Here is a 25,662-nt window from a genome sequence, read left to right on the forward strand (position 1 = left end):
TGAATAGAATCCTCAATTCCACGGCTGCTTGTTTGGCACAGTAACGGGGGCGACAATCAATTGTCCGGTCGTCCGGTTAACCCCACCAACAGCTACCGTCAAGGCATTGTTATTAATTGCTTGTTGAATTGCATGTCGGGTTGGCGAGTTTTGAGGAAGTGCGTTCAACACACTTCGTATCCAATCTGGTGACAGCTGGTTTGTACCCTTGGCTCCATCTGTCGAGAGCTTGATCGACCCTGCCTGGGTAATCTGCTTAGCGTCCATGATGACCGTCACGTTGCCCGCCGCATCCTGCAACACCAGATCAAAGCCGTTGTTACTGCCATATTTTCCGCCGGCCAGGACAGTCATCCCCGTGCGCTGAGAAACCGATGTCAGCAACTGCTCCGTCAAGTTCCCGCCAGCGGAGTCTTCTCCATTGCGGATGCGCGTAACCAGTTGCTGCTCCGGCTGGGTCAGCCCTCCAATGGCGCAGCCACTGACACAGATATCGGCCCCCTTGACGGTACCGGCCTGCGTGGCGGCAATGGGGTTGCCAGACACGGCCTCACCCATGGTCGATACCGTGCGCCCGGCGGCGCTCGGTGCCGTGATGGTCCGCTGTGCGCCGATGGCATTCGCGACCGTCTCGACATTTCCGGCGGTGGCCCTTGCGGCGTTGGCGGCGGCAGCGGCTTCGGACTCCGCCACGCGCGTCAATGTTCGCGCGATGCTCCCGGCATTGGGAAGAGGCGCCCCCGTTACGGGAACGCCAGAGACCGTGGCGGCCACGATGTCGGCGCCGACAATGCAGGCCGCCGGGTTGAGCGTGCAGTACGCCACCGGGTTCTGCGCGAATGCATATCCCTCGGCGGCAACGCCACTCAAGCCAGGCGCCAGGGCGAGCCCACCCGCTAGCGCCGCGGCCTGGATCGTCAGCTGTGCGATTTGGCTCCGAGCGCCTTGGTCCTTGCTCGCGGCCGCTGCGATCTGGGCAATGGTGGGCTGCTGGATGTTGTTGTCGCGATAGAACTGCAGCGCTTGAGGACTCCGAATTACCTCATTCAGATAGATCGCGGCATTGGCCTTCTGCGCAGGGGTGGCCTGGAAGTAGTACCCCGGGCCGGCCTGCGGGAATGCCGGGTCTAGCGGGAGGTTCTGCCCCTGGCCGTATCTTGCGAGTTCCTGCAGGAATGCATTGGCGTCCTTGTCCCAGGCGCCGGGCGCACCGAACTGAACCTGTCTGAACGCCTGGGCAGCCAGTTCCTTCTCGGCGTCGGCCACGCTGATGCCCTTCCTGGCCGCGTACTCCTTTGCATGGTCTTTGATCAGCTTGGTTTCCGCAGGATGCAACTGACGATTGTTGATATCCACGCCATAGGCGCTGGCCGCACCTGTCGTTCCTCCGACGATCCCCCCGATCGCCGCCGCGCTGATGGCACCCAGAGCCTGCGCGACGGGTCCAGGCAAGTTCATGTCCTCGATCGCCTGCGCAATACGGGGCATCAGGGTCACACTGACACCCGCGCCCAGCGCGCCGCCGATCCCGCCTCCCAATGCCCCTGCGGCGGTATGCAACGCCACTCGATAAGCGCCCCCCTCGTCCCACTGCCTCGCTTCGCTCAGAAGCAACTGTCGCCGTCCAGGATCAGTCTCGGCTTGCGCGCGATCTCGAAGCTGGATAGCCCGGTTGCCCGCATAGGTTCCGATTTCCCGCGCGGCGTTCTGATTGAACTGCTGCGTGAGCTGCGCCTGCGCCTGAACGTTCTTGACGATGTCCTGGGTATTCCAGTCCTTGACCAAGGTGCCGACGCCGCTGCTGTCGCCGGTGCGCACGCCCTGGTCACCCGCGATGCCGGAGATGCCCGACTTCGTGACGCTGCTCTGGCTGCTTCCGTAGCTTCCCCCGCCCGCGCTGCCAGAAGGCATGGAGTTGCTGGCCGCGGCGACCTGGCTCTCGCTCATGTTGCGGTCCATGCGCATGGCCGCCTGCTGCTCGCTCGCACCGCCAGCCATGAAGCCCACGCCGCCGCTCACGCTGTAGCTGCTGCCGCTGGACTGGCTCAGGTTTTGCAGGTCGCGCGTGGTGAGCGCGCCGCCGGTGTCGAAGCGATTCTTCTTGTCGTCGACGGCAGCCTGTGTGCTCTCGATCACGGCACCCACGAGGTTCGTGTCGCCCTTGACCTTCACATCGAAGCCACCATCGCCGGCCTTGATGCCCGCCTGCGCATTCGGACTGACAAAGACACCGTCGGCCTTGGCTCCGGCCGCGCTGCCGCCCACCGTGGAAACTCCGCCGCAGATCGGAGGAATGCACAGGCTGACGTTCAAGCCCGAACTGCTTTGACGGGACTGGCCGATGCTCACATCCTGCAGCGATTCGATGTTCAGATTCCGCCCCACATCGGCCGCGATGCGATTGGCTTCGATGATGCCGCCGCGCATGTTCAAATCGCCGCCGCTGCTGACGTTCACGGCCCTGCCGCCGCTGACGCTGGTGGCGCTGTAGCCGACGTCGCTCTGGTTGTTCTTGCCCTTGCCGCTATTCACGCCCAACTGGAAGCTGACGCCGTTTTGCGCGCCGACACCCACGGTCACGCCGACGTTGGCGCCGCGGCTGGAGTTCTGACCCGCCGCCACGCTCTCGCTCTTGCTGGCCTCCAGGGTGATGTCGTTGTCTGCCGTCAGGTTGACTGTCTTGCCGGCGGCGATGGTGGAGCCCGCGACACGGATGTTGGAGTCCTTGCCCCTACCGGTCGAAACGATGTTGACGTTGTTCGCTCCCACGATGCCCGAGCCCACCGCCTGAGCGTTGTTGGTAAAGCTCGTGCTCTGGGTACTGTTGCGGCTGACGTTCACGCTCACGCCGTAACTCAGTTGGCCGCCGTTGGCCAGCGCGCTGACGTTGTCGTAGGCCTGCTTGCCGCTCATGGCCAGGTTGATGGTCCCCAGCGCCTGCAGGCGGCCATCCCCGCCACCGATGTCGCCCATCGCCCTGATGGTGCTGGAGCCGCCCTTGAGCGTGTCGGTGCCAACTCCCATAACACTGGCGCTCCCGCCCACGACGGTGCTCGAGCGCCGATCCAGCGTGACGGACTGCGTGGTGTCGTACGCCTCGTTGATGACGACGTTCTTCGCGAGGATGTTGACGTCGCCGCCCGACAGCGCACCGGCTTGCCCGGCGGCCAACACGCTGCTCGCGGTTTGCCGGTATTCGTTGCCGGCCACCAGCGTCACGTTGCCTTGCAGGCTGGCCACCTGGCTGGCTTGCTGCGTCGTGCCCGTGGTCGCGTTGGCCTGCGAGCCCTTGACGTTGCCGATGGCCGGGTTGTACCACTGGCCGATCATCCCGGAACTGCTGCTGGCGTCGTAGCGGTTCTCCACACGGGTGCCTTGCGCACTCTCGATGCGCAGGTCGCGCCCGGCCATCAGGGTGACGTCCTTGTCCGCGACGATCGTGGCGCCCTTCAGGCCGATGTCGCGTCCGCTCACGGCCTGCAGGCTGCCGGCCGAGATTTGGGTGCCGACGGTCTGAGTATCGATGCTGGCGCCGGCGCTGTTGCTGGACTTCTTGTTGCCGGCAATGGCCACGGCTGTCGGATCGCCGGCGAAGGTCGCGGCAGCGAGTGCCTGCCCGAAGACGGTGCCACTGCTGCGGCTTTGCGCCGCATGCAGTTCCACGGTGCTGCGGCTTGCCGTGCTCAGGTTGATGTCCCGCCCCGCCGACAGGCTGGTGGCATCTTCGGAGCGAAGCTGCGCGGCCTGCAGGTTGACGTCGTTACCAGCCACCAACACCACGCTCTTTCCGCTCAGGCTGCTGGAAAGCACTTCGGTGGTGGTGGTGCTGTCGAAGGTGCTAGAGCTGCTCTTCCTGAACAGGCTCTTCGAAGACCTCTGCGTGGCGGTCGACACGCTGCTCGTGGCCTGGCCCGCCGAGACGTCGATGTCGTTGGTGGCGGTGGCCACCAGAGCACCGTCGGTGCTGGCCACCGCGCCCGCGCGAATACGAAGGTCGTTGCCGGCGGCGAGCCGCACATTGCCCTGCCCCTGCACGACCGAACCCACCTCCCGGCTCTCGGACGCGATGCCCCCGCCGTTGCGGCCCAAGATCGCGATGCCATGGCTTTCGGTCACGGTGCCCAGGTCGATGTTGCGCCGGGCGTCCACGGACACATCGCCGGCGCTGACCAGGGCCGCCGCGACGAGGTTCGCGTCGCGGCCTGCGGAGGCGACGAGCGTACCGCCTGGGTTGGTCACATAGACGCCGGCCACGCGGTCGATGGCCGTGTTGCCAGCGGATGTCGACGTCGTCGTCCGGATGTCGATGTCGCGCCCGGCCGTGAGCACCGCGGCGTCCCGTGCGGTGATGCTGCCGCCGATGTTGTTCAGGTCGTTGCGGGCGTTGATGCCGATGGCGCCGCCGTCGATCCGGCCACCCAGGTTGCCGACGTTCCCGGCGTCGATCCTGACCAGGCTGCGACCGGCGATGGTGCCGGTGTTCACCAGGTCGCCCTGGCCCTCGATGACGGTGGTGTCGGCGCTCAGCAGCGCCCCCGAGCCATCGATGTCCCCGGGCCGCACCCGCACATAGACCTGCGGCACCAGTACGCGCTGGGTGCTGCCGTCGGGCAGCGTCACGGTCTGTTCGACCAGCCAGACGATGTCGCTGGTCAGTTGCGCCATCTGCGCCGCGCTCAGCGCGACACCAGGCCGCAACCCGTACTGCCTGGCGAAGGTCGCACCGGCATTCATCAGCGCGGTGTACTGGTCGTCGTCGTTGCTGAAGCCCTCCAGGTAGCGATAGCCCGTGAGCTTGGCCACCTGTTCGCGAATGAGCTTCTGCTCGTAGAAACCGTCGCCCAGGCGCTTGAGCGTGTTGTTCGGATCGAGGCCCAGGTTGTTCAGAAGGTAATCGCTGCCGAGCCAGTTGCGGTAGTTCGCGAAGCGCGGGTCGGTCTCGATCAGGTAGCCGCCGCTCGTGCGCAGGCTGAACAAGCTGGCGTTGGGAATGCCCGTGCTCGGCGCGCTGGTGCGCACGACCATCGGAACGGTCCGGCTTGCGCCGGCCTGGGCGGAGGACGCTGTGCCCTGTGCCGATCCATTCGCGGCAACGGTCGTGGTGCCCACGCCGGCCTCCATCGGCGCGGTGCCTCCAGGTCCACTCGAGCCCGCCGAACTGCCCACGCTCCGACCATCGGTCTTCATCACCTCGCCCACGCTGGCCGCCACCTCGACGATGGCGCCAGGGCCGTTGCCACCGCTCACACCGCCCGTGCCGGCCGCGCCGCCCGTGGCGCCACCGACCGGTGCTGTCCCAGCGTCGTAGCCCGTGGTCGCGTTGAGGTTCGACTGGTACTTGTAGCCACCCAGCGAGATCGTCTGCGGTGGTATGACGATCGGTATGGGGACCGGCGTCTGCAACTGCCCTGTGTTGTCGATCACAGTGGCCGAGCCGACGACAGAGCGCGTGCCCGACAACTGGGAAGACTGGTAGCTGGTGGCGGTGATCGTTCCGCCGGCCAGCACCTGGCTGTTCTCGTTGTAGAGACGGCCGTCGACGTTCATGTTGCCGCCCGCGACGAGCCGCGCGGGATCGGCGTCGACCGCCGTGTCTTCCGTGATGGTGATGACGTTCTGCCAGATGCCATAGCCGCCGATGCCCACGAGTTCACCGGTGTCCTTGCGGAAGACAAGGCCGTTGACGGCGTCGATGTTGACCTCGTCCAGGGGATAGACCGCGGTCCTGCCGATGCCGCTGCCCACGGGCGTCGTCGGCGCAATGCCTATGGCGCCGCCGGGCGTCACTGTGGGCGAGCCCTTGCGGATGTGCACATCGCGGTTGTTGACCTGCGCCATCGCGATGCGCATGTTGCCGATGGACTCGATGTCGGCACTGAGGTTGTCGAGCACGGCACCTTGCCCGGTGGCCTTGCGCTCGGCATCGAGCGCTCCACCGATGGACATGTTGCCCTGGCTGAAGATCAGTGCATGCTCGCGGTTGCGGATGTTCGCCGCGCCGATGTTCAGGTCGCCACGCGCCGCGATGGTCCCCGCCTTGGTCACGCCTGCGACCGTTTCAGCCGCGTTGTCGAGCGTGCCGGCGCCGATGGAGACAGCATCGCCGTAGATGCGTCCGGTGCCGGTGTTGGTCAGCACGCCCGCATCGATCCGGGTCGTTCCCCGGCTATCGATCAAGCCTCGGTTGGTGAGCGTTCCACTGGCCTGGACGACGGTATGCTGCCCCGACATCTCCGCATTGGCGGTGTTGTCGATGGTGTTGCCGCCCACCGTGAGGGTCTGGCCCGCCAGCAGCTTGCCGTTGTTCGTGAGATGGCCGGTGGTGGTATAGCTGAGGTCTCCGTTGGCAGCCACCTCGCCGTTGTTGACGATGTCCTGTGTGAGCGCGAGGCGCAGGTCCTTGCCCGAGACGACCTTGCCGTCTCCGCTGAACGCGGCGGCATCGATCTTCAGGCCCTTGTCGGCCACCAGCGTGCCGTCGGTGTTGATGAGATTGAGTGTCTTCGCGCCGGGATTCGCTGCATGAGGGTCGACGATGGCGAGCGTGTCGCCAGCCGAGATCAGGCCATTCCTGTTGCTGACCGTGCCGCTGCTGCCAATGGTGACGTCGACGTCGGCACGGATCGCTCCCCCGTCGTTGTCCAGGTTGATGGCATCGACGACGACGTTCCTGCCCTCGATGCCCTGATCCTGGCCCTGCGTGGTGGTGTTGATGACGGTGCCGGCTCTCAGCGTCGTCGTTGCGGCGGAGCGCACGAGGCCGCCCGAGTTCCGGACATCCGCGGCCTCGATTCTGAGATCGCCCACCGCCTGCGTCTTGCCGCCGCTGTTGTCGTAGGTGGCGCCATGGGTGACGACCGCGACGCTGGACTGGCCGAGAACGATGCCGCCCTGCGTGTTGTAAAAGTCCCGCGTGCTGGCCGCCAGCGCGTTCTTCGCGCCGATGAACCCGGCCGCATTGTCGAGCGCGCCGGTGTCGAGCGTGAGCGTGCCGGCGCTGACGATGCCACCCTGCTTGCTGCCATGGCCCGCGGCGTTGGTATTGCTCAGACTTCGGCCATTTGTGTCGAGGGTCATCGCGCCGCCGCTTTGCACCAGGCCGGCATCGTTCAGAAGCAGGCCAGAGCGGATGGCCACCGTGGCGGTCGCGGCCATGGTGCCGTTCGCGCTGTTGTCGAGCGTGTTGTCGTGCGTATCGACGGACAAGGTCTTTCCGAAGACCTTGCCGCCCCGGTTGACGAGGCCGCCAGTGCTCAGCGTGGTGCCGCCGCCCGCCTGCAACATGCCGCCGACGTTGAGCGTCGGCCCGGTGGTCATCACGCTCAGGTTGCCGTTGACGGCCGCAGCCGTCCCCGCGCTGTTGTCCAGGCTGTCGGCCGTGAGCGTTGTGTTGCCATTGGCCGCGAGCGTGCCGCCGACGTTGGTGGCCACGCCCGACACCGTGGCATCGAGGTTGCCGACGGCCATCAGGCTGCCCGCGTCGTTCCTGAGACTGCCGGCCCGGATGGCAACGTCGCCGCCAGCGCCGATCGAGCCCTTGTCGCTGTTGTCGACCAGACCGCTCACATTCACGGCGAGGCCGGCAGCCTGTGCCGCACGAATCGAGCCGCCCCGGTTGGACAGGCTGCCGGCCAAGATGGTCGTGTCGCCATTGCTGGCGATGACGCCCGCATTGCCGTTGTCGAGCGTACCGGCCACGGCGATGCGCGTGGCATCGGTGCCGGTCTGGAGAATCTGGCCGCCGCGATTGTCCAGCGAGCCGGCGTCGATCGTGATCCGCTTGGCGCTGGTCGTGCCGCCGCCTTGGTCGAAGGCTCCCGACATTTCGACCGTCAGCGCGTTGTTCGTCGTGATCCGCCCGTTCGTTCCATCGAAGCTGCCGCCAGCGATGTCCAACGCGCCGCTGCCTGCGTGCTCGATGGTGCCCGCCTTGTTCGTGATCGCGCCGGCGCGCAGGCTGAGGTCGCGTCCGCTGCTGGCAAGGCGCCCGCCATCGTTGTTCAGCGTGCCACCCATGGCGATGGTGGTCGCCTCTAAGCCGGTCTGCACGATCTCGCCACCGTTGGTGTTGGCGAGGTTCGAAACATCGATCAGCAATCGGCTGGCGCTGAGCAGGCCCGCATCGTTCACGAGCGCTTGCCCGGCGTTGCCGTTGGCGCGGATCGCCAGCGTGCCCGCGGTGAGTACCTTGGCCCTGCTGGTGGTGACGTCGCCTTGCGTTGCAACGAGCGCGATGCTCGCGGCACTGGCCTGGCTGTTCGAGAGGTCGACGCTCGCCCCTTGCAAGGTGGCGTTGCCGGCCGCGAGATGGGTTCCCGTTGCCACGAGCGCCCCGCTAACGCTCACCACGAGGCCTCCCGCCGCGCCGAGCTTGCCGTCGCTCTGGATGCCGGCGCCGACCACCCCCGAGCTGCCGCCTTGCACGCTGCCAGCCGCGATGGTGGTGTTGTGTCCCGCGGTGATGTTGCCATCGTTGGCCAACAGCCCCGCCACCGCGACGGCGAGATTGTTGCCAGCGCGCAGGCTGCCTGCATTGGACAGGCTGCCCGCCTCGATGCGCAGGTCGGTCGCGCCCCCCGCGAAGCCCGAGCCATTGGCCAGCGCACCGCTCACGTTCAAGCGGGTCGAGGCCTGCGTCGACTGGATGGCACCCTTGTCGTTGGCCAGCGAGCCCGCATCGAGCACGAGTGCCCGATCGGCGACCAACGTGCCTAAGGCGTTGTTCACCGCGCCCTGGACACTGGCCGTCAAGGAGTCCAGCGCGGACACCTTGCCACCCGTGTTGTCCAGGCTCGCGGCGTTCAGCGTGACACGCCCGTTCGCGGCCATCGTGCCGCTGCGGTTGGTGGTCTCTTCGCTCGTGGTACTCGATACATCGCCAGCGGCCGCGATGCGTCCGTTCTCGTTGTCGAGACCGCCCGCTCGAAGCGCGGCGTTGCCGCCCGCGCTCATCTCGCCCTGGCGGTTGTCCACGAGGCCCGCCACCGTGACCACCAGGTCCGACGCCTGAGCCGCCCGCAGGATGCCGCTCCTGTTGCTCAGGCTCGCCGCGACGAGATCGAAGCCACCGTTGCTCGCCAACGTCCCACCGCTGTTGTCGATGGCGCCGGAGGCCACGATCCGGGTGACTCCGTTGCCGGTCTGCACGATCTCGCCCTTGCTCGTGTTGGCGATGTTCGAGACCTCGATCCTCAATCGGGCTGCACCGAGCTTGCCGGCGTCGTTGACGAGGGTTTGCGTGGCATTGCCGTTGGCGCCGATCGCCAGCGTGCCGGGAGTGGTCACCGCGGCGTTGGTAGTGACGACATTGCCCCGCGTGGCCGTGATCGTGATGTCGGCTGCATGGGTCTGGCTGCCGGAGAGATCGACGCTCGCCCCCTGGAGCACTGCATCGCCAGCCGCCAGGCTGGTGCCATTGGCGACCAGCGCGCCGGCGGCGGTCACGTGCAGATCGCCGGCTCCGCCGAACTTGCCGTCATCGCGGATGCCGGCGCCGAGCACAGCGGTGCTACTGCTCCGTACGCTGCCAGCCGCGATGGTGGCGTGCCGTCCCGCGGTCACGCTGCCGTCGTTGGTCATCGCGCCGACGACCACGATATCGGCATCGTTGCCGCCGCGCAGGCTCCCTCCGTTGGCCAGCAAGCCCGAGCGGATGCCGAGGTCGCTGGCTGCCTGAATGCTGCCACCACCGCCGTTGTCCAGCGCGTGAATCACGCCGAGCCGCACGCCGGCCTGGGCAGACTGGATGCGGCCCTGCGTGTTGTCCAGCGAACCAGCATCGAGCGTCAGCGCCTCGTTGGAGGTCAGGGTGCCACTGCTGTTGTTCATGGCGCCCGCCACGGTCGCACCCAAGGCCCCTGCCGCGGAGATGCTTCCGCGCAGGTTGTCTGCCTTGCCACCGACCGTGAGGCTGGCATGCGTGGCGCTCGCCAATACGCCGTCGTTGTTGAGCAGGTCGTTGCTGGTCGCAATGTTCAACGCGCCTGCGTTCAGCTTGCCGCCCGTGTTGTCGAACCGACCGACGTTGGCGCTGAAGCTGTCGCTGACATGGAGTGTGCCGCCCGCGTTGCTGAAGTCCGGGCCGATAACCGCCATGCTGGCCACCGAAAGCGCGCCACCCGCATTGCTGATCCGCGGGGTCTGCAACGCGATCGGTCCACCTGCGTAGATCTTCCCGCCGTCGTTCAGGATGGCGCCCGTGGCCGTGAGGGCACCGGGCGAGGTGGGTATGAAGGGCGCTGGTGCTGGTGCTGACACGGGTGCAGCCGCAGCGCCACCAGAGCCGGAGCCATTGGCCGGCGCACCCGGTCCGGAGGTGCCGCCTGTGGTGGCGCCCGCGCCGCCATCCGCGCCACCGGTCGTCGAGGCCGGCAACCGTTCGACACCGATCACGCCCCCGTTCGTGTTGGACAGCGTCGGCGAAGCGATCACAAGCCCTGTGCCGCTGGTTTGCCGGATCGTCCCGCCGCGGTTGTCGATATCACCAGCCCCCGCGATCTCCACGCGCGTGCCTTCGAGTGTGCCGGTGTTCTCGAGTCGGCCCGTCGCGGTGACGATCAACTGGCCGGCGCTCGCGCCGATGTTGCCGGCATTGCGCACGCCCAAGCCGGCCTCCGTGCCCTTCAGGAAGATGTGATGGGCGAACATCCCGCCTAGCCGGGAGACGTCCAGAGCAAAAGCGGGTGTCGCGCCTGCTCCAGTCGTGGGCGCGATCTGCGCATGATCGGCACCGATCTGATTGGCGCCCGTCACAACCTTGAGCTCGCTGGCCCAGATGCCGGCATTGACCTGCACGGCGCGCGCGAGAATGGCCGCATAGTCGGTTCTTCTTGCATCGAGGCCCGCGCCATCGATGCTCACGGTGCCACCACGTACGACGAAGCTGTCGAGCCCACCGATCGCGTTGAACTGTGGCGTCCCTGTCGTCAACGTCGCCTTCGATGCGTTGATGAAGCCGCCGCCATCGACACTGATGCCCGCCGGGTTGGCGATGATGATCTCGGCGCGCTGGCCCGCGACTTCCAGATAGCCGCGAAGCAGGCTCGGATTGCCGCCGTTCACTTCGTTGACGATGATGCGCGCGGGCCCCGTGGCCAGGTTGGGATTTCCCTGCACGAAGCCGCCGAGCTGGGTCTGCACGTTCCCCCGGCTGTTGTTGAGGATGGCGCCGTTGGCACCGACGTTGAAGGCGTTGTAGACGTTGCGCGAGACGCCGGCGGCGCTCGGGGTCCGTATATTGACGAGCGGAACGCCATTGGGTGCAACCAGCACGGTGGGGCGCAGGCTCCCGGGAACGTTGGGCGCTCCGACGATCTGGGCCTGCGCCGATAGCGTCGCCAACATGCCGGCCAGCGCGATGGCAGCCAGCCTGGCGCCCCAGGTGCTCGCGCCCTCCGGTGCGCCGCAGGCCATGGTCGATGTGGCCCTGCTGGAGCCCTTGCCGGTGCTCCTGGCCGTCTCCTGCGTCGCCATCCGCATGCCCCTGGCGGCATTGAAGACGACGCGATGCAACTGGCGATTCATCCCTTGTGTCCTCCCCTGAATCAAACCCCCAGCGCTCTTTTGTCGGCGCATTCGTCGGGGATGTCGATTATCAGGATCGGAGAACTATGGTAAAGCCACCAAGTTGCAAAAATGGCACTGATTGCTCAGAGAGATCGACTGCTTTTCTAATGAATGTGAATGAACTTTTATCGACTGACAGCAAAGATGTCGCGAACGCACGCGATCGCAAGCACGCAGCCCGGGCAGAGGTAGCTTTCAGTCGTTCCCGAACACCGGCTTGCGCTTCTCGATGAACGCCCGCACCGCCTCCCGGTGATCGCTCGTCATGTGCGCAATGGCCTGGTAGCCCGCCGACATCTCCAGCAGCGATTCGAGCGTGCTGCGCTCGCCCTCGCGCAGCAGCCGCTTGGTCATGCGCAGCACGCCGCCGGGGTTGGCGGCCACGCGCGCGGCGAGCTTGAGGCTCTCCTCCATCAACCGCTCGTGCGGCACCACGCGCGAGACCAGGCCGCAGGCCAGCGCTTCCTGCGCGTCGAGGGCATCGCCGGTGAAGGCCATCTCCGAGGCCTTCGACATGCCGACCACGCGCGGCAGCAGCCAGGCGCCGCCGTCGCCCGGCACGATGCCGACCTTGACGAAGCTCTCGGCGAAGGTGGCCTTCTCGGAGGCGATGCGCATGTCGCACATGCACGCGAGGTCGAGGCCGGCGCCGACCGCGGGGCCGTTGACGGCGGCGATCACGGGCACGTCGAGGTTGTAGAGCGCCTTGGGCAGGCGCTGGATGCCGTTGCGGTACTCCTCGCGGATGACCTCGGGCGAGAGGCCCTCCTTCTCGTAGCGCTGCATGTCCTTGACATTGCCGCCCGAGCTGAAGACGGGGTCGGCGCCGGTCAGCACGACGACGCGGATGCCGCGGTCACGCGTGACCTGCGCGCAAGCCTGCACGATCTCCTCGACCGCGCTGTTGCCGGTGAGCGCGTTGCGCGTCTGCGGCTGGCTCATGGTGAGCACGAGGATGGCGCCATCGCGCCGGGATTGGAGGAAGCTGTCCATGGGGTGATGTCTCCGGATAAGGGCGGTCAGGCCGCGACGGGATCGGTGGCGGCGCGCAGCAGGTCGAGCGAGCGCTCGAAGTGGCCGTCGACGAGCAAGGTGCCGATGAGATCGTGCCAGTGCGATTCGGCACCGGCCGCCTGGCGCCAGGCATGCAGGCGGCGCGTGTAGACCTGCAGGTCGAACTCGGCCGTGAAGCCGATGGCGCCGTGGATGGAATGGCTCAGCGCGGCGACCTCGAGCGCGGCCTCGCTGGTGCGCGCCTTGGCGACGGCCACGCGCAACGCATCGGGCGCGAGCGGCTGCGCGCCGCCGGCGGTGCAGCCCATCTGCGCGGCCATGCGCGCGGCGAACACATGCTCGGCCATCACGCTGAGCTGGTGCTGGATCGCCTGGAACTTGCCGATGGCGCGGCCGAACTGCTGGCGCTCGTTGGCGTACTGCAGGGTGCGTTCGAACACGGCCGACAGCGCGCCCGCGAGCTGGGCCGCAATCAGCCGTGCCTGGTGCAGGCGCAGGGCCTCGCCGCTCTCGAAGGAGGGCGCGGCCGCCAGCGCCTCGGCCGACCAGCGCAGGCTGGCATCGAGCGGCGCGACGGCCGGCGTGGCCTCGGCCGCATCGACGGGCAGCAGCAGGCAGCGCGACGGCGAACCCTCTACCTGCACCAGCACCCAGTCGGCGACGCGGCCGAAGACCACGCGCTCGCAGTGCAGCGCCCCATCGGCGCCGAGCCGACCCGTGGCCAGCGCGATGCTGCCGCCGGGGCGCCGCACGCCGGCCTGCGCGAGCAGGGCGCGCGCGGTCATGGTCTCGGCCAGCGGCACGGGCACGGCGAAGCGGCCGCAGAGTTCGAGCAGCGCGAAGGCGTCGGCCGGCGTGAGGCCCGCGCCGTCGTCCACCGATTCGGGCAGCAGCGCATTGGCGAAGCCCGAGCCTTCGATCGCTTCCCACAGCGCGCCCGCCGGGCCGCCAGCCTCGATCTCGCGCACATGGCGCAGGGTGCAGCAGTCCTCGAGCAACCCGCGCAGGGCGTCGGCGTAGATGTCTTCCATGTTCTGGTTCCTTGTGGGCGCCGCGGGCTCAGCGCAGGCCGAGGCCGCGCGCGATCATTCCGCGCAGGATGTCGCGCGTGCCGCCACGCAGCGAGAACGAGGGCGCGACCTGGGTCACGTATTCGAGGGTGAGCAGCAGCTCGAGCGGCACGGGCGTGCCGTCGGCGCGGCCGTAGAGGTCGTCGGCGATGGCGGCCGGAATCAGTTGCTCGACGCCGGTGCCCAGGTCCTTGACCAGCGCGGCCTCGACCACCGGGCTGCCGCCCTCGGCCACCTTCTGGGTGACGGCGAGCGACATGGCGCGCAGCGGCGCGAGCTGGCCCATGATGCGGCCCGCGAGCCGCACCGCCGCGGGCGTGCGGCCGGCCTTGGTGCGCACGAAGGCCAGCCACTCGTCGAACAGCACGATGCTCGAGAACAGCCGCTCGGGGCCGCTGCGCTCGAAGGCCAGCTCGGCCGTGACCTGCTCCCAGCCGTGGCCCTCCGCGCCGATGAGCGCATCGGCGGGCAGTTGCACGTTGTCGAAGAAGACCTCGCAGAAATGCGAGTCGCCCGAGAGGTCCTCGATCGGCCGCACGGTGACGCCGGGCAGCGAGAGGTCGACGATGAGCTGCGACAGCCCCTTGTGCCGGTCCTCGGGCTCGCCCGAGGTGCGCACCAGCGCGATCATGTACTGGCAGTGGTGGGCGTTGGTGGTCCAGATCTTCTGGCCGTTGAGCGTCCAGCCGTCGGCGCCCTTCACGGCGCGCGTGCGAACGCTCGCGAGGTCGGAGCCGGCGTTGGGCTCGCTCATGCCGATGCAGAAGAAGGATTCGCCGCGGCAGATGCGCGGCAGGTGGAAGCGCTTCTGCGCCTCGGTGCCGTACTTGAGGATCAGCGGGCCGCTCTGGCGGTCGGCGATCCAGTGCGAGCCGACGGGCGCGCCGGCGTCGAGGAACTCCTCCACCAGCACGTAGCGCGCGAAGGCGCTGCGGCCACCGCCGCCGTATTCGGTCGGCAAGGTGATGCCGAGCCAGCCCCTGGCGCCGAGCGCGCGGCTGAAGGCGCCGTCGTAGCCCGACCAGGAGCGCGCGCGCACGGGCGCCGGCACGTCCTTCAACGCCTCGGCCAGGAAGGCCCGCACGGGCGCGCGCAGCGCCTCGTCCTCGGGCGGAATCGCCGTCATCGACAGCGAGCTCAGGGCTCCACTCATGCAATCACTCCTTGGTTCGTCAGGTCGCCGATCTGCTGCGCCGACAGGCCCATCAGATCGCCCAGCACCTCGCGCGTGTCCTGCCCGAGCGTGGGCGGCGCGCGCCGGTACTGCACGGGGGTCTGCGACAGCCGCAGCGGACTGGCCACCAGCGGGATCTCGCCCGCCACCGGATGCGCCATGCGGATCTGCGTGCCGCGCGCCTTCACCTGCGGGTCCTCGAACACGTCGGCGATGGTGTTGATGGGACCGCAGGGTACGCCCACGCGCTCGAACAGCGCCACCCATTCGGCGGTGCCGCGCGTGGCCGTGACCTCGCGCATCAGCGCGATCAGCGCGATGCGGTTCGCGATGCGGTCGGCATTGGTGGCGAAGCGCGCATCGCTCGCCCACTCGGCATGGCCGACGGCGCGGCAGAAGCTCGCAAACTGGCCGTCGTTGCCGATGGCCAGGATCATGTGGCCGTCGGCCGTGGGAAAGTCCTGGTAGGGCACGGTGTTGGGATGCGCGTTGCCCATGCGCTTCGGCTGGCCGCCGTACAGGTGGTTCATGCCCTGGTTGGCGAGGCAGGCCACCTGCACGTCGAGCAGCGCGAGGTCGATGTGCTGGCCCACGCCGCTGAGGTCGCGCGACTGCAGCGCGGCCAGGATGGCGGTGCTCGCGTACAGGCCGGTGAGGATGTCGGTCAGCGCCACGCCCACCTTGACCGGACCGGCGCCCTCCTCGCCGTCGGCGCGGCCGGTGATGCTCATGAGGCCGCCCATGCCCTGCATCAGGAAGTCGTAGCCGGCGCGCTCGGCATAGGGGCCGGTCTGGCCGAAGCCGGTGATCGAGCAATACACCAGCCGCGGATTGAGCGCGAGCAGCGAGGCATGGTCGAGGCCGTACTGCGCGAGGCTGCCGACCTTGAAGTTCTCGATCAGCACGTCGCAGCGCTTGGCGAGATCGCGCACCAGCGCCTGGCCGGCGGCGGTGGTGAAGTCGATCGCCACCGACTTCTTGTTGCGGTTGGCGCACAGGTAGTAGGCCGAGTCGCGCGTGTCCGCGCCCTCGCGGTCCTTGAGGAAGGGCGGGCCCCACAGGCGGGTGTCGTCGCCACGGCCGGGGCGCTCGACCTTGATGACTTCCGCGCCCAGGTCGCCCAGCGTCTGGCTGGCCCAGGGGCCGGCCAGCACGCGCGAGAGATCGAGCACGCGGATGTGCGAGAGCGCGCCGGGCACGGGCGCATCGGCAGCGGGCTTCTTCATCTCACTGCTGCTCGACACGGGCCGTCACCGCGATGCGCTTCCAGAGCTGGATCTCGGCGCTCTGGAAGTTGCGCATCTCCTCGGGGCCGCCCTGCATCACCTCGGCGCCGATGCGCTCGTAGAACTCGCGCGTCTCGGGCATCTTCTCGATCTTCGTGAGCAGCGCTGCGAGCTTCTCGGTCTCGGCCTTGGGTGTCTTGGCCGACACCATGCCGGCGACCCAGGTGTAGGCCGTGAAGCCCGGCAGGCCGGCCTCGGCCGCCGTGGGCACCTCGGGCAGCGCGGGCACGCGCCGGTCGGAGGCCACGGCCAGCGCATGCACCTTGCCCGAGCGCGCGAGCTCCTGCACGCTGGTGATCTCGGCGAAGGCGAAGTTCACCGTGCCCGAGACCACCGCGATCACGGCCTCCGCCGCGCCCTTGAAGGGCACGTGCGCGGTCTGCACCCTGGCGGCGTCGTTGAACAGTTCCGACATCAGCTGGTAGCCGGCCGAGCCCGCGCCGTAGTTGAGCACGCCGGGCCTGGCCTTGGCGCCCGCGACCAGCGCCGGCAATGTCTTGTATTCGGAGTTGCCGGGCACCACGACCAGCGCGGGCGAACGCATCATCATCGTGAGCGGTGCGAGGTCGGCCACGGGGTCGTAGGGCAGTTGCTTGAACAGCGCGACGTTGACCGCGAGCGTGGAGTTGCTGCCCACGAACACGGTATAGCCGTCGGCCGGCGCCGCGAGCACGGCCTTCACGGCGATGAAGCCGTTGGCGCCGGGCTTGTTCTCGACCACCACGGGCTGGCCCGTGAGTTCGTTGAGCTTGCGCGCGAAGTAACGCGCCGAGGTGTCGGTGCCGCTGCCCGGCGGGAAGGGCACGACGAACTTGATCGGCTTCGACGGAAAGTCCTGCGCGGCGGCCGGGGCGGCGCTGCCCAGCAGGCCCCATCCGAGCAGCAGCGCGGGCGCGATGCCGAAGGCGCGGCGGCGCGTGCCGCGGGTCTTTCGTGGTGTGGTGGTCATGGGGTGTCTCCGGTCAATCGAGCGTCACGCCCGTGGCCTTGACCACGCCGGCCCAGCGCGCGAGTTCCTTGCGCACGTAGGCGCCGTACTCGGCGGGGGTCGAGCCCAGCGGCTCGGCGCCCTGCAGCGCGAGCCGTTCGCGCACGTCGGGTGCCTTCAACGCCTTGACGATCTCGGCATTGAGCCGCTCGACCACCGGCGCCGGCGTGCCCGCGGGCACCATCACGCCCTGCCAGGCGCCGACCTCGAAGCCCGGCATGCCCGACTCGGCCAGCGTGGGCACATCGGGGAACAGCGACATGCGCCTGGCCGTGGTCACGGCGAGCATCTTCATGCGCTTGTCGCGCACGAAGGCCATCACCGAGTTGACGGTGTCGGTCATGAACTGGATCTGGCCGCCGACCAGGTCGACGTCGGCCGGCGCACTGCCCTTGTAGGGCACGTGCGCGGCATCGATGCCGTTGGCCTGCACGAACTGGAAGGCGCCCAGGTGGGTGACGTTGCCGTTGCCCGCCGAGCCGTACGAGAGCTTGCCGGGATGGGCTTTCGCATAGGCCACGAATTCCTTGACGTTGCTGGCCGGCACCGAGGGATGGGTGACCAGCGCGAGCGGCACCACGGCCACCAGCGCGACCGGTGCGAAGTCCTTCTGCACGTCGTACGACACGCTCTTGTAGAGCGCCGGGCTCAGCGCGATCGAGGAGGTGTTGTAGAGCAGCGTGTAGCCGTCGGCCGGTGCCTTCGCCACCAGCTGCGCGCCGATGTTGCCGTTGGCGCCGCCGCGGTTGTCGACCAGCACGTTCTGGCCCAGTTGCTCGGAAAGCTTCTGCGCCAGCACGCGCGCCACCAGGTCGGTGGGGCCGCCCGGCGGAAAGGGCACGACCATGGTGATCGGCTTGCTCGGGTAGCTGCCGCCCTGCGCGAAGGCGGGAGCCGCCGACGCGGCGAGGATGGCGGCCGCGGTGGCGAGCAACAGCGATCGCCGCTGGGGCGGGCGCGCGGCGCCAGGGGTTCTGGAATGCATGGGCTTGTCTCCGATTTGTCGTTGGAACTGGGAACGGGTGGTGCCGCGGGATCGCGCTCTGCGGGCGCTCGCCCCGCCAGGGCTCAGGACGGGTCGCGCCCCGCGAGCAGCCGGCGCGCGTCGTAGTGCATGACGCACTGGCCGTGCTGGTTGAAGACGGTGATGCGCGAGTCGACGATGGCGCGGCCGCCCTTCGAGGTCGGCCGGATGCCGGTGACCTCGACCACCGCCTCGATGCGGTCGCCCACGCGCACCGGCGCATGGATCTTCTGCACCAGCTCGAGCATCGCGAGGCCGGTGCCCTGGATCATGGTCTGCAGGATGAAGCCCTCGATCAGCGTGTAGGTCAGCGCGGCCGGCACCGGACGGCCGGCGATCGCGCCGGCCTCGTAGTCGGCATCGATGAAGATCGCCTCGACCATGCCGGTCACGCCGATGAAGGCAACGAGGTCGGCCTCGGTGATGGTCCGGCGGAAGGTGCGCAGGCGCTGGCCCAGCGCCAGGTCCTGCCAGACGAAGCCCTGGCCGAGGCGCGGCAGCGCGGCGTCCTCGGCGGTGAGGCGGGGCAAGGTGTCGGTCTTGTCGTTCATGCGGTTCTCGCTGCGTTGTTCAGGCGGAAGGGACGATCGCGGCGCCGTCGGCGATCAGCGCATCGACATGCGCGCCCGGCACGCCGGCCGCCACCAGGCTTTCGCGCGTGTGCTCGCCCAGGCGCGGCGGCATGCGCACGGGCGCGCGCTCGCCGTCGAAGCGCACCGGCACGCCCGGAAAGCGCAGCCGGCCCATGCGCGGGTCGTCGAGCTCGGCGAAGAAACCGGTGGCCGCCAGGTGCGGGTCTCGCGGCAGGTCCTCGAGCCGGTTGACCGGCGCGGCCGGGATCTCGAGCCGCTCGCAGGTGGCGAGCCAGTGCGCGGTGCTGCCGCGCGCGACGAAGCCGCCGGCCAGCGCGAGCAGTTCGCCGATGTGCTGCGTGCGCGCGGCGATGTCGACGAAGCGCGGGTCCTCGGCCAGCGCGGGCTCGCCCACCTCGGCGAAAAAGCGGCGCCAGTGCAGCGAGGTGTACGGCATCATGCAGATGTGGCCGTCGGCGGTGCGCCACGGGCGGCGCCAGGGCGTGAGCACGCGCGGATAGCCGGCCTCGGTCAGCGGCGGCTCGAAGTGGTTGCCGTAGAGGTGCTCCACGAGATTGAAGGACACCATGGTCTCGAACATCGGGATCTCGACGAAGCCGCCCTGCCCCGTGCGCTCGCGCCGGAACAGCGCGGCCAGGATGGCCTGGGCCGCGACCAGCGCGCAGGTCTTGTCGGCCGCGATGGTGGGCAGGTAGCGCGCCTCGCCCGACTGCATCTGCATCAGCGAGGCCAGGCCCGACATGCCCTGGATCACGTCGTCGTAGGCCGGCCGGCCCGCGTAGGGACCGTGCTGCGAGAAGCCGTGCAGGCCCGCGTAGACCAGGCGCGGAAAGCGCTCGAGCAGCGTGTGCGGATCGATGCCCAGGCCGCCGAGCTTCTGCGGCCGCATGCTGTGCATGAACACGTCGGCCTGCGCCACCAGCGCCATCAGCGCCTCGCGCGCGGCGCTCTGCTTGAGGTCGAGCGCCACGCTCTTCTTGCTGCGGTTGCTGCCGAGAAACACGGCCGCCATGCCGGGCTCGGCCGCGGGACCGGTGTGGCGCGTGGAATCGCCCTCGGGCGGCTCGACCTTGATCACCTCGGCGCCGTAGTCGGCCAGCGTCTGGCTGGCCAAGGGTCCGAACACCACGCTCGAGAGGTCGAGCACCTTCACGCCCTGCAGGGGAAGCATCGTCTGTTTGTCTCCTGCGCCGATTCTGCGAAGGGGACTGGATGCCGTCCAATATCAAATACCTGCTCTGTGATACCGTTTGCAGATCATGGACATCCGCCAGCTGCGCCACTTCGTGGCCCTTGCCGAGACCCTCAACTTCCACCGCGCGGCCGAGCGGCTGCACATGGCGCAGCCGCCGCTGTCGGCCTCGATCCGCCGGCTCGAGGAGCAGGTGGGCGTGCCGCTGTTCGTGCGCAACCGGCGCGGCACCGAGCTCACGCCCGCGGGCGCGGCGGCGCTCGAGGAGGCGCGGCGCGCGGTCTTCCATGCCGAGCAGTTCGCGCGCGCGGCGCAGGCCGCGTCGCGCGGCGAGGCCGGCATCCTGCGCGTGGGCTTCGTGGGCTCGGCCACCTATGCGCTGATGCCGCGCGTGCTGCCGCGCTTTCGCGCGCGCTATCCGGGCGTGCAGCTGCAGCTCGGCGAATCGACCACCGCGCGCATCGTCGAGATGGTCGAGGCCGGCGACGTCGACGTGGGCCTGGTGCGCTTTCCGATCGGACGCGCCTGCCATGCGCGCATCTTCCCGGCCGAGCGCGACGTGTTCGTGGCCGCGGTCGCGGCCGACCATCCGCTGGCGCGGCGGCGTCGCCTGGCGCTGGCCGACCTGGCCGACGAGCCCTTCGTGATGTACGGCGCGATGGAGGTGCCGGGCCTGCATGCCGCGGCGCTGCTGGCCTGCCAGCAGGCGGGCTTCATCCCCAATGTGCAGCAGGAAGCGGTGCAGGTGCAGACGCTGATCAGCCTGGTCGAGAGCGGCCTGGGCGTGGCGCTGGTGCCCTCGGTCGCCACGCGCCATGTGGCGCGCAACGTCGTGTTCAAGCCGCTCTCGGGCGCGGGCGCGCAGGTCGCGATCGGCATCGCGCTCGCGCTGCCGCCGGGCGCGCAGACCTCGGCGGCGCAGCGCTTCCTCGAGAGCGTGCTGGAGCAGCCCGGCGCGTAGGGGCGCCGGGCCGCTCAGGCGTTCATCAGGACTTCTTCGAGAAGTCCAGCGCGCTCGTCAGGTCGCCCATTGCCGGCAGACCATTCTTCACCAGCGCCTTGTCGCGCTCCACCAGCCCCGGCAGCACCGGCAGCGACCAGCGGTGCGTGATGAAGCGCAGGGTCGAGGCGGTGTCGTACTGCGTCTTGTCGACGAAGCCCTTCTTCGCGAAGTCCGACACGATGAGCGCGGGGATGCGGGTGCCCGGGCCCCAGCGGTCGGCCTTGGGCACGCGCGCATGGTCGTAGAAGCCGCCGTTCTCGTCGTAGGTCACGACCACCAGCATGTGCTTCCACTGCGGGCTGGCCTTGAGCTTCGCGATCACGTCGGCGATGTGGGCGTCGCCGTCGGCCACGCTGGCGTAACCGGCGTGCTGGTTCAGGTTGCCCTGCGGCTTGTAGAAGCTCACGGCCGGCAGCGTGCCGTTGGCGGCGTCCTTCAGGAAGTCGGCGTCGAAGTCCTTGAGGTGGGCGGCGCGTGCCTCGGGGTGCTGCACCGGATCGAAGGCGGCGTAGTAGTTGAAGGGCTGGTGGTGGAACTGGAAGTTCGGCGTCTGCGCGGCCGGCGGCACGGCGGCCGGGAACTTGCGGTCGCCCTCGGCGATGGCGGTGGTGCTGTTCCATGCGCCGCCGTACCAGGCCCAGCTCAGGCCCTTGGCCGTGAGCAGGTCGCCGATGGTGGCCTGGGTCTGCGGCGGGAGGGTGTTGGACTTGGTGGTGTCGGCGTAGTGATGGGTCGCGTCGTTCGCCGCCGGTGCGTTGTTGCTCGGCTGGTACGGCGGCTGCATGGTGTTGACCGCGTAGAAGTTGCCGGCGGCATCCTTCGGCGTCAGCGTGTTGTCGTTCTTGTAGGTGGGTGCACCGACGAGCACCGAACTCGGCGCGTTGTCGGCCGGGGTGAGGCGCACGAAATTGCCGTTGGCATCGGTATCGATGGCCGAGATGGTGGCCTTGGCCGGCGAGCTGTCGGCATCGGCATTCGGATACAGCGGAGCGCAGGCGCACACCAGGTACTGGTGGTTCAGGAACGAGCCGCCGAAAGCGCCCATGAAGAAGTTGTCGGCCAGCGTGTACTGCTTCGCCACCTGCCAGAGCTGCATCTTGCTGCCGTCGTAGTAACCCATGCTGAGGCCACCGGCGTCCGAATAGGCGGTGAACTTGTCGTTCTTGCCGCCATTGATCTGCATCTGGTTGTTGTAGAAGCGATGCACCAGGTCGCGCGTGATGATGCTCTGCGACACCACCGTGCCGGTGTTGTAGAAGCCCTTCGGGTCGTCGATCTGGAACATGCGGTTCGGCATGCCCACGGTCTTCCCCTGCTCGATCACCGTGGTCTGCCCGCTCGCTGTCACGCCAGTCCACACCGGCGGCAGGTTCGGCAGCGTCGCGCCATCGAAGTCCTTCTGCGGCTCGGCCGTGCTGGTCGACGAGCTCGGGTTCACGCCCGGAATGCCGTTGGCGCCCGGGTAAAGACCATAGAGGTTGTCGAAGCCGCGGTTCTCGGCATAGATCACGACCACGTTGGTGATGTCGTCGAGCGCGAAGCGGTTGCGCAGTGCCGCGACGATGTCGCCGCCGCTGCCGGCCTCGGCCACGGCTTCGGCGATGCGTTCGATCGACTGGTCGATCTCGGTCTGCAGCGCGGTCTTGACCTTGGCGTCGCCGACCTTGTTGTGGTCGGCCAGCAGCTGGCTTTCGCTCACGCCAAGGCGGGCAGCGAGCGCGGTGCGCGCGGCGGCGAGGTTGCCGCCGTTGGCATCCATCAGCGCGGCGAGCTCGGTGCTGATCGCATTGACCACGCCGTTCGCGCCGGCCGGTGCGCGGAACACCAGCGCCCGGGTCACGGCGCTCTCGACGCCGGTGTCGGGATCGAAGCGCTTGCTGCCGGTGCCGATCTCGGCCACCACGGCGCCCTGGCCCGCGAGCGTGAAGGCACCGTTGGCATCGGTGGTGGTGCTGGCTTCGCCGGCATCGCAACGGCCGTTGTTGTTGGCGTCGATGCAGACCTTGGCATTGCGGTAGTAGCTGCCCGTGACCACGCCCGCGGTGGTGGTGCCACCGAGGAAGGGGAAGAAGCCGCCGCCGTCCGAACCGCCGCCGCAAGCGACGACCAGCGCCGCCGCCGCGATGGCCGTGGGCCAGGGTTTGAAGTGGCTGACGAAGGTGCGCGCCGAGGCGAGCGCACCGCTGCTGCGAGTGGAGGCGGTCATCATGTGTGCTGTTATGAGGTGTGGATGAACCAGGGCGGAAGCCCGGCCGGGCGATGCTCCCGGGGGCAGATGACAGCGACGTTGCAGCGAAAGCTTTCAATTGCCTTCCTAATTCAGGGCTAAGAAATCTCCGGCCTGCATGTCACGGTTCTGACATGCGTCACTTCTAGCCTCGCCTGCGGCCCTGCCCTGCAGCGCCTCCTGCCCCGTTGCACGTGTTCCCGATGCCCCGTCTTCCTCGCCGTGCGGCCCTGCTGGCCGCGGCCGCCCTGCTCGTCGCGCTGCTCGGCGGCTGCGAGCGCGCGCCCACGGCGAGCGCACCGGCGCCAGCGCCCGCCGAAGCCGCGCCGGTGCCCACGGCCTCCACCGAGCCCGCGCACCCGGCCTACCTCGACGCGCCCTATGCCGTGCTGCCGGGCCGCAAGCAGCCCACGCCGGCGCAGCTCGGCGAACTGGGCCGGCGCATCTTCTTCGACGGCAGCCTCTCCGCCTCGGGCCAGGCCTCGTGCGCGAGCTGCCACGACCCGAAGCACGCCTGGGGACCACCGAATGCCCTGTCGGTGCAGCTGGCCGGCCCCGATGGCCGCACCGAGGGCCCGCGTGCCGTGCCTTCGCTGCGCTACCTGCAGACCTTGACCGCCTTCACCGAGCACCACCACGACAACGACGGCGACGACAGCGTCGATGCCGGTCCCACGGGCGGGCGCATGTGGGATGGCCGCGCAGGCTCGGCCCACGAGCAGGCCGCGCTGCCGCTGCTGTCGCCGGCCGAGATGGCCAATGCCTCGGTCGAGGAGGTGGTGGGCAAGCTCGAACACGCGGCCTATGCGGGCGACATGCGCGCGGCTTTCGGCGACGAGGTGTTCGCAGATCCGAAGATGGCATTTCGCGCGGCCGGCCTCGCGCTCGAAGCGTTCCAGCAGTCGCCGACGGACTTCTACCCGTTCAGCAGCAAGTACGACGCCGCGCTGCGCGGCAAGGCGGCGCTCAGCCCCGCCGAGATGCGTGGCCTCGCCCTCTTCAACGCCGAGGACAAGGGCAACTGCGCCTCCTGCCACATCAGCGAGCGCACGCCCGATGGCGCCTTCCCGCTGTTCAGCGACTTCGGCCAGATCGCGCTCGGCGTGCCGCGCAACCGCAAGCTCGCGGCCAATGCCGACCCCGAGTACCACGACATGGGCGTGTGCGGCCCGATCCGCACCGACATGAAGGACCACCCCGAGTACTGCGGCCTGTTCCGCACGCCCTCGCTGCGCAACGTGGCGGTGCGCCAGAGCTTCTTCCACAACGGCGTGTTCCATTCGCTCGAGGAAGTGATCCGCTTCTATGCGCAGCGCGACACGGCGCCGCAGCGCTGGTATGCGCGCGGCAAGGACGGCAAGGTGCACCCGTACGACGACCTGCCCGCGCAGTACCACGCCAACGTCAACACCGACCCGCCCTTCGGCCAGAAGCCCGGCGGCAAGCCGGCGCTCAGCGAGGCCGAGATCCGCGATGTGGCGGCCTTCCTGCGCACGCTGACCGATGCCGACCAGCATGACGCGCCCGATCCCGGCGCGCTGCGCACGGCCGCGCGCAGGCCCTGAACGTCGGCATCCGCCTACACGCGCTGCCGCTTCGCCCGACAGCGGGCCGTCATGCGGCAGCGCATCATTCCTGGGTCGGATCGCCCGCCGCATGCGCGCCGACATCGCGAGCGCGCCAAGTCGGCCGCCCGGATTCCTCCCGACGGCGCCCTTGCGTGACGACATGCCCGACCTTCTTCCGAACGGCGATGCGCAGCCGCCATCGCCCCGTGCCCGGCCCGCTTCCCCGCCTGCTGTCCCCGCAGCCTCCACCGGCAGCCGGCGCCCCTTTGCCGTGAACTGGGCGCTGTCCACCTGGAGCGCCACCACCCTGGGCCCCAGCGGCCGACCGTCGGCCCCATCGATGGACAGCCTCATGGACGCCGCAATGCACGGCGTGCGCAACTCGCTGTCCGCGATCCGCCTCGGCGTGGACCTGCTCGCGCGGCGCGGCGACCTGAGCGAGGCCGACGCGGTGCTCGAGCACATCGACAGCGCGGCCGTGCGCGCCCACGAGCAGGCCGAGGAGCTCGCGGACTTCTGCCGGCTCGCGGCCGGGCGGCCCATCGCCATGGTCGCGAAGCGCTTCCCGCTGCATCAGGTGGTCGGTGAGGCGATCGAGGCACGGCGTTCCTCGCACGAGGCGATCGCGATCGAGCACGACCGGCTCGGCCAGGGCGAGGGCCTCGGCGATCCGGCACGCATCGCGCAGTTCGTGCGGCTCGCGCTCGAGGAGCTCGCGCCGCGGACCGCGTCGCGCTGCATCGTGGTCAGCGAGATCGACGGCGCGCGCTTCCGCATCGCCGTGCATGCGGGCGATGCGCCAGCGCGGGACGCCATCGAAACGCCGGGCCAGCATCTGGCCCGCGCGCACCGCCAGGCGCTGTTGCGTGCCATCGCGAACGCGCACCGCGGCGAGCTGCGCCTCGTGGCCGGCGCGTCGATCGAGGGACGCTTCGGCGGGGACCGCTGACTATCATCG

The 25,662-nt window shown here is 68.9% G+C and carries 13 protein-coding genes; 3 read left to right on the forward strand and 10 right to left on the reverse strand.

The window, feature by feature from the left end:
* Nucleotides 1–12: 12 nt before the first annotated feature.
* The 9 genes from BM109_RS00635 to BM109_RS00675 all read right to left on the reverse strand — a co-directional run bounded on the left by BM109_RS00635 (nt 13) and on the right by BM109_RS00675 (nt 19,885).
* On the reverse strand, nt 13–11,523 hold the full coding sequence (locus BM109_RS00635; protein WP_093339584.1) for a two-partner secretion domain-containing protein: 11,511 nt from the start codon (nt 11,521–11,523) through the stop codon (nt 13–15).
* 237 nt (nt 11,524–11,760) lie between these two features.
* The gene (locus tag BM109_RS00640) at nt 11,761–12,558 is read right to left on the reverse strand and encodes a crotonase/enoyl-CoA hydratase family protein (protein ID WP_093339586.1); all 798 of its coding nucleotides are present in this window, start codon (nt 12,556–12,558) and stop codon (nt 11,761–11,763) included.
* A 26-nt stretch (nt 12,559–12,584) separates the two neighbouring features.
* Nucleotides 12,585–13,610 (reverse strand): acyl-CoA dehydrogenase family protein, encoded by a 1,026-nt coding sequence (locus BM109_RS00645; protein WP_093339589.1) that lies wholly within the window; start codon nt 13,608–13,610, stop codon nt 12,585–12,587.
* 28 nt (nt 13,611–13,638) lie between these two features.
* The gene (locus BM109_RS00650) at nt 13,639–14,802 is read right to left on the reverse strand and encodes an acyl-CoA dehydrogenase family protein (RefSeq protein WP_093339592.1); all 1,164 of its coding nucleotides are present in this window, start codon (nt 14,800–14,802) and stop codon (nt 13,639–13,641) included.
* Nucleotides 14,799–16,049, reverse strand: a complete 1,251-nt coding sequence (locus BM109_RS00655) for a CaiB/BaiF CoA transferase family protein (protein WP_093339594.1) — start codon at nt 16,047–16,049, stop codon at nt 14,799–14,801. Before BM109_RS00655 ends, BM109_RS00650 begins: the two co-directional genes overlap by 4 nt.
* Nucleotide 16,050: 1 nt before the next feature.
* Complete coding sequence (locus BM109_RS00660) at nt 16,051–17,058, reverse strand: Bug family tripartite tricarboxylate transporter substrate binding protein (RefSeq protein WP_093339597.1); 1,008 nt, start codon at nt 17,056–17,058, stop codon at nt 16,051–16,053.
* Between the two features lie 13 nt (nt 17,059–17,071).
* Nucleotides 17,072–18,082, reverse strand: coding sequence for a tripartite tricarboxylate transporter substrate binding protein (locus BM109_RS00665; protein WP_093339600.1), 1,011 nt, complete (start codon nt 18,080–18,082; stop codon nt 17,072–17,074).
* Between the two features lie 83 nt (nt 18,083–18,165).
* Nucleotides 18,166–18,672 carry a MaoC family dehydratase gene (locus tag BM109_RS00670; protein ID WP_093339602.1) on the reverse strand — a complete coding sequence of 169 codons (507 nt, stop codon included), beginning with the start codon at nt 18,670–18,672 and terminating at the stop codon, nt 18,166–18,168.
* A 19-nt stretch (nt 18,673–18,691) separates the two neighbouring features.
* Nucleotides 18,692–19,885 carry a CaiB/BaiF CoA transferase family protein gene (locus tag BM109_RS00675; RefSeq protein WP_093339605.1) on the reverse strand — a complete coding sequence of 398 codons (1,194 nt, stop codon included), beginning with the start codon at nt 19,883–19,885 and terminating at the stop codon, nt 18,692–18,694.
* Between the two features lie 88 nt (nt 19,886–19,973).
* Here BM109_RS00675 and BM109_RS00680 point away from each other — a divergent pair, with 88 nt between their 5' ends.
* Complete coding sequence (locus BM109_RS00680; protein WP_093341185.1) at nt 19,974–20,867, forward strand: LysR family transcriptional regulator; 894 nt, start codon at nt 19,974–19,976, stop codon at nt 20,865–20,867.
* Nucleotides 20,868–20,892: 25 nt separating this feature from the next.
* On the opposite strand, the gene acpA is transcribed toward BM109_RS00680, so the two are convergent.
* Nucleotides 20,893–23,115 (reverse strand): acid phosphatase, encoded by a 2,223-nt coding sequence (gene acpA / locus BM109_RS00685; protein ID WP_093341187.1) that lies wholly within the window; start codon nt 23,113–23,115, stop codon nt 20,893–20,895.
* A gap of 224 nt (nt 23,116–23,339) precedes the next feature.
* Here acpA and BM109_RS00690 point away from each other — a divergent pair, with 224 nt between their 5' ends.
* Entirely contained in the window at nt 23,340–24,701 is a 1,362-nt protein-coding gene (locus BM109_RS00690; protein WP_093339607.1) for a cytochrome-c peroxidase, read from the forward strand.
* Between the two features lie 274 nt (nt 24,702–24,975).
* On the forward strand, nt 24,976–25,653 hold the full coding sequence (locus BM109_RS00695; protein WP_143129047.1) for an ATP-binding protein: 678 nt from the start codon (nt 24,976–24,978) through the stop codon (nt 25,651–25,653).
* Nucleotides 25,654–25,662 lie beyond the last annotated feature (9 nt).

The organism is Variovorax sp. PDC80 (genome assembly GCF_900115375.1).
GTDB lineage: Bacteria > Pseudomonadota > Gammaproteobacteria > Burkholderiales > Burkholderiaceae_C > Variovorax.

What these genes read in the sequence shown, in the direction of transcription:
- BM109_RS00635 (WP_093339584.1), bottom strand. Translation starts at nt 11,523, where the DNA reads ATGAATCGCCAGTTGCATCGCGTCGTCTTCAATGCCGCCAGGGGCATG.
- BM109_RS00640 (WP_093339586.1), bottom strand. Translation starts at nt 12,558, where the DNA reads ATGGACAGCTTCCTCCAATCCCGGCGCGATGGCGCCATCCTCGTGCTC.
- BM109_RS00645 (WP_093339589.1), bottom strand. Translation starts at nt 13,610, where the DNA reads ATGGAAGACATCTACGCCGACGCCCTGCGCGGGTTGCTCGAGGACTGC.
- BM109_RS00650 (WP_093339592.1), bottom strand. Translation starts at nt 14,802, where the DNA reads ATGAGTGGAGCCCTGAGCTCGCTGTCGATGACGGCGATTCCGCCCGAG.
- BM109_RS00655 (WP_093339594.1), bottom strand. Translation starts at nt 16,049, where the DNA reads ATGAAGAAGCCCGCTGCCGATGCGCCCGTGCCCGGCGCGCTCTCGCAC.
- BM109_RS00660 (WP_093339597.1), bottom strand. Translation starts at nt 17,058, where the DNA reads ATGACCACCACACCACGAAAGACCCGCGGCACGCGCCGCCGCGCCTTC.
- BM109_RS00665 (WP_093339600.1), bottom strand. Translation starts at nt 18,082, where the DNA reads ATGCATTCCAGAACCCCTGGCGCCGCGCGCCCGCCCCAGCGGCGATCG.
- BM109_RS00670 (WP_093339602.1), bottom strand. Translation starts at nt 18,672, where the DNA reads ATGAACGACAAGACCGACACCTTGCCCCGCCTCACCGCCGAGGACGCC.
- BM109_RS00675 (WP_093339605.1), bottom strand. Translation starts at nt 19,885, where the DNA reads ATGCTTCCCCTGCAGGGCGTGAAGGTGCTCGACCTCTCGAGCGTGGTG.
- BM109_RS00680 (WP_093341185.1), top strand. Translation starts at nt 19,974, where the DNA reads ATGGACATCCGCCAGCTGCGCCACTTCGTGGCCCTTGCCGAGACCCTC.
- acpA (WP_093341187.1), bottom strand. Translation starts at nt 23,115, where the DNA reads ATGACCGCCTCCACTCGCAGCAGCGGTGCGCTCGCCTCGGCGCGCACC.
- BM109_RS00690 (WP_093339607.1), top strand. Translation starts at nt 23,340, where the DNA reads ATGCCCCGTCTTCCTCGCCGTGCGGCCCTGCTGGCCGCGGCCGCCCTG.